We start from the raw sequence: 4,463 nt of genomic DNA, 5'->3' as shown, positions 1-4,463 counted from the left end.
CCACCAAATGCTGATCCGCCGCAACCGCACCACCGGTGAACTGGCTTACGACCGTTGCTGGTCGCCGGCTGCGCTGCCTTTGGCCACGCTGGTGCGGGTCGCCGGGTCGCCGGGTCGCCGGGTCGCGGGGTCGCGGGGTCGCCGGGTCGCCGGGTCGAAATGGCGGGTGGAAGAGACCTTCCAGTCCGGAAAGGGCCTGGCCGGACTGGACGAGCACCAGGTCCGCCGTTTCACCTCGTGGTCTCGCTGGGTCACCCTGGTCGTGCTCGCCCACGCCTTTCTCGCCGTCGTCCGCGCTGACGAACACGCCCGCCATTCCGCCCCGGACGGGCTGATCCCGCTCACCTGCAACGAGATCCAGCGACTATTCACCACGCTCGTCGTTCGGCCCGTGCACGGTGCAGCCCATCGGCTCGGCTGGTCCGACTGGCGACGCCGCCATCAGGCCCGAGCCCAGGCCAGCCATTACCGCCGACTAGGACTTGTCCGGACGATCATGTGTATAACGGGGATGACCGCGTTTGCTGCGGTTGCGGTATCGAGGAACGCATGGCCGTCTGCCATAACGGGCGTCGGCCCGGGCGCGGAGCCGAGCACCGCCGTGCCCTGTGTGCTGATCGCGGAGACGGCATGATGGGATCATGAAGTCTCTCGCCGCAGCCGGTCTGCGCATCGTGGAGGGCTGGACCGCGCCCGACGGGCTCCTTCCGCCCACCGTCACCAGCCAGGCACCGAGCGTCCCGTCTGAGGACGGGCGCGTCGAGGCCATGCTGGACTTCCTCGATCCGCAGCTGCACGAGAAGGCGAACGCCGACTGGTACCGGCTGTCGGTCGACGGAGGACTCTTCTCCGAGACCGACCGCAGGTTCCTGATCGCGCTCCACCCCGGCCAGGACCGCCTCGCACGGTGGCACTGCGTCGAGCTGCAGAGCGAGTGGGACATCATGGGCAAGGGTGCTGACGGGCTGCTCGGCAGTGCCCCCTACCGCCCCGAGTTCAGCATGCTTTCCCTCGACGGGAACGTGCTGTGCTTCGCCACGACGTGGGAGCACGCCATCAGCACCTCGGTGCTGAAGGCGCCGCATCGTTCGCAGGTCCTCCGCGAGTGGGCCGACGATCTGACGGACGGCACCATGGACGACATGGGCGATCCGGACGAGGCACCGCTGAGCCTGGCGGCACGCCGCTGGCTCGACAGCCACTAGGACTTGCCCGGGCGATCTCGGCCATAGGCTGAATGCGGCAGGATTAAGCCAAGCAAGTCGTGGGGCAGGGGGGACGGGTTGGGCCGGCAGGAGAGGTACCGCAAGGTGATCAGACCGCTGCTGCGAGCCGGGCTCGAGGTGATACCCGACGCTGTCCCGGGCTCGGCGATACCGCATGTCCTGGGGTACGAACGAGAGCGGGTTTTCGGGTTCTGCCTGGTCGAGTACGACGATCCGCGATTCGTGGAGCGGCTCAACAAGGCCTGGTACGACCTCGCCACGTCCTCCGGCCTGATCGACGAGAATCGCGAATTCCTCCTCATGTTGCCCAGGGCCAGGTCGTGGACGCGTCCAGGGTGCCTCCGATGAACAGCGACGGCTGGGTGACAGGGGCACCGGCGAAGTCCGCGAGGTCCTGCCAGTCGCGGTCCATGTTCCGGTACCGGTTCAGCGCCCCGGTCAGTCCGGTGCGTTCGAACTCCGCGGCGTAGACGTCGAGGTCGGCCTCACTCAGCCACCCCGGCAGCCGGCCGGCGGGGAACCGGTCGCGCAACCGACCGCCGAGGGCCACGAAATGGGGGTCGGCCTCGGGCAGCGTGTCCGCCGACAGGGCCGCCTAGAAGCCCGCGAGCCAGCCGCGCACGTCGGGCTCGATCTCCGCCTCGGCCCGGCCCGGCTCCTGGAAGTAGGAGACGTAGAACTCCTCGTCACCCCCCAACCGCGCGAAAACCTCACTCGGTCGCGGCCCACCCGGCGGGGTGTAGGGCACGCTCAGCAGCCCCACCGCGCGGAAGATCTCCGGCCGGACCAGAGCGGAGGTCGCCGCGATGGTCGCGCCCCAGTCGTGCCCGACGAGCACGGCGGACGACTCGCCCAGCGCCTCCACCACGGCGACGTTGTCCTCCACGAGCTCGAGCATCCGGTACGCGTCCGCCTCCGGGGGCCGGGACGAGCGTCCGTAACCGCGTACGTCCACGGCGACCGCGCGGTAGCCGGCTGCTGCCAGAGCGGGCAACTGGTGGCGCCAGGCGTACCAGGACTCGGGGAACCCGTGCAGCAGGAGGACGAGCGGTCCGGCGCCCTGCTCCACGAGGTGGGTGCGGCCGGCCGGTGTGGGCACCAGGCGATGTGTGCGGTCGGCGGCGGACGTCTGCGGCATGGATCCTCCCGCGATCCGAAGGACGTTCGGCCCACCGATCATCCAGGGCCCGCCGCGCCGCACGCCAAGCCTGTTGCCGGGTCGGCAAAAGGCTCAGCCGTGGTAGGTGATGTACCCGTTGCCGTCCGGGTCGGAGCCGTGCTTGGTGTACGAGTGCACGTCGGCGCGGCTGCCGGACGGCTTGTACACGTAGATGGTGTCCTTGTCGTTGTTCCACATGAAGTTGCAGTTGTCGCGGTAGACGACGTTCTTGGTGTCGGAGTCGGCCCCGTTGCCGCCGCGCAGCTTCACGTAGTCACCGGGCTGAAGGGTGTGGCTCGCGGTGAAGGTGAACTTGTTGCCCGCGGCGTCCTTCACGACGTACCCCTTGAGGTTCACCGTCGTGGAGCGCGCGTAGTTCTTGATGGTCAGGTATTCCTCGTGGGTGTTCCCGCCCGAGCAGCGGTTCGAGTCGCTGCCGGGAGCGTCGTACTGGATGCCCCGGATCTTGAGCGCGGAGTCGTACTCGGCGGCCTGGGCCGGAACCGCCGAGAGGGCGGTGAGGGCCCCGGCGGCGACGGCCGTGGTGGCGACAAGGCGTATACGCATGGACGTTCGTCCCCCCTGCATGGCCTTCAAGTGAAGGCGATGTGATGGTTCGGTGAAGCATCCGGATCGTACACGCTTCAAGTACGCAGAAGGGCGGGTCCGGTGACATCGCCACCGAACCCGCCCCGCGGGATGTGAAACCGTTCAGGTGTGAAGCGTCAGGCGCCGCTGGCCCGCAGCATGTCCTCGCGCTCGACGATCTTCACGCGCTCGCGGCCCTCGGGCTCGCCCAGAGCCTTCTCCGCGGCGTCCAGCTTGTACCAGCCGTCCCAGGTGGTGAAGCGGATGTCGCGCTCGGCGAGGAACGCGTCCACGGCCTCGGGGGCCGGGGCGGCGGGCGTGTGCAGCCTGCCGCCCGCGTAGTCCTCCAGCAGGTTCTTCACCGTCTCGTTGGCGTCGCCCTTGGTGTGCCCGATGAGGCCGATGGGGCCGCGCCGGATCCAGCCGGTGACGTACGTGGACTGCAGGTGCTCGCCCGTCTCCTGGATGACCCGGCCGCCCTCGTCCGGAACGGTGCCGGAGTCGATGTCCCAGGGCAGCTTGGGGAGTTTGTCGGACAGGTAGCCGACCGCGCGGTACACCGCGCCGACGTCCCAGGTGTTGAAGGTGCCGGTGCCCTTGACGTTGCCGGTGCCGTCGAGTTCCGTGCGCTCGGTGCGCAGGCCCACGACCTTGCCGTCCTCACCGAGGACCTCGACCGGCGACTCGAAGAAGTGCAGGAAGAGCTTGTGGGGCCGGTCGCCGACGTCGCGGATCGCCCAGTTCTCCAGGGTCTTGGCCACCATGTCGGCCTGCTTGTTGCCGCGCCGCGTGGTGATCGAGCCCTCGTCGTAGTCGATGTCCTCGGGGTCGACGATGACCTCGATGTTGGGGGAGTGGTCCAGCTCCCGCAGCTCCATCGGGCTGAACTTCGCCTGCGCCGGGCCGCGTCGGCCGAACACGTGGATCTCCTTGGCCCGGTTGGCCTTCAGACCCTCGTAGACGTTCGCCGGGATCTCGGTCGGCAGCAGCTCGTCCGCCGTCTTGGCCAGGACGCGCGCGATGTCGAGCGCGACGTTGCCGACGCCGAGCACGGCGACCTTCTCCGCCTCCAGCGGCCAGGTGCGCGGGACATCCGGGTGACCGTCGTACCAGGACACGAAGTCCGCGGCGCCGTACGAGCCTTCGAGGTCGATGCCCGGTAGCGAGAGCGCCCGGTCGGCCGTCGCGCCGGTCGCGAAGATCACGCCGTCGTAGAACGCGCGCAGGTCGTCCAGGCCGATGTCGGTGCCGTAGTCCACGTTGCCGAAGAGCCGGATCTGCGGCTTGTCGAGCACCTGGTGCAGGGCGGTGATGATGCCCTTGATCCGCGGGTGGTCGGGGGCGACGCCGTAACGGATCAGGCCGAACGGCGCCGGCATGCGCTCGAAGATGTCTATGGACACACCGGGTTCGGCGGCCACCTCGGACTTGAGCAGGGCGTCGGCGGCGTAGATCCCGGCGGGGCCGGATCCGACGATGGCGACCCGCAG

At 69.0% G+C, this 4,463-nt stretch carries 3 protein-coding genes and 2 pseudogenes; 2 read left to right on the top strand and 3 right to left on the bottom strand.

Going from position 1 to position 4,463, the window contains the following annotated elements:
• Positions 1 to 475: pseudogene (locus tag ABT116_RS39960) on the top strand (hypothetical protein); the annotation flags it as partial.
• Between the two features lie 166 nt (positions 476 to 641).
• Complete coding sequence (locus tag ABT116_RS39955; protein ID WP_351644845.1) at positions 642 to 1,205, top strand: hypothetical protein; 564 nt, start codon at positions 642 to 644, stop codon at positions 1,203 to 1,205.
• Between the two features lie 334 nt (positions 1,206 to 1,539).
• On the opposite strand, the pseudogene ABT116_RS39950 reads toward ABT116_RS39955, so the two are convergent.
• From ABT116_RS39950 to ABT116_RS39940, 3 genes and pseudogenes are all read right to left on the bottom strand, one after another.
• Positions 1,540 to 2,364, bottom strand: a pseudogene (locus tag ABT116_RS39950) (alpha/beta hydrolase); the annotation flags it as partial.
• A gap of 93 nt (positions 2,365 to 2,457) precedes the next feature.
• A complete protein-coding gene (locus ABT116_RS39945) occupies positions 2,458 to 2,952 on the bottom strand; it encodes a lamin tail domain-containing protein (protein ID WP_351644842.1) in 495 nt (164 codons plus the stop codon).
• A gap of 158 nt (positions 2,953 to 3,110) precedes the next feature.
• On the bottom strand, positions 3,111 to 4,463 hold a 1,353-nt coding region (locus tag ABT116_RS39940; protein WP_351644839.1), incomplete at its 5' end, for an FAD-dependent oxidoreductase.

It is taken from the genome of Streptomyces sp. NPDC002130, assembly GCF_040296465.1.
Taxonomy (GTDB): domain Bacteria; phylum Actinomycetota; class Actinomycetes; order Streptomycetales; family Streptomycetaceae; genus Streptomyces.
Note: the sequence above shows the minus strand (reverse complement) of the source record. Positions and strands in the feature narration are given on the sequence as shown.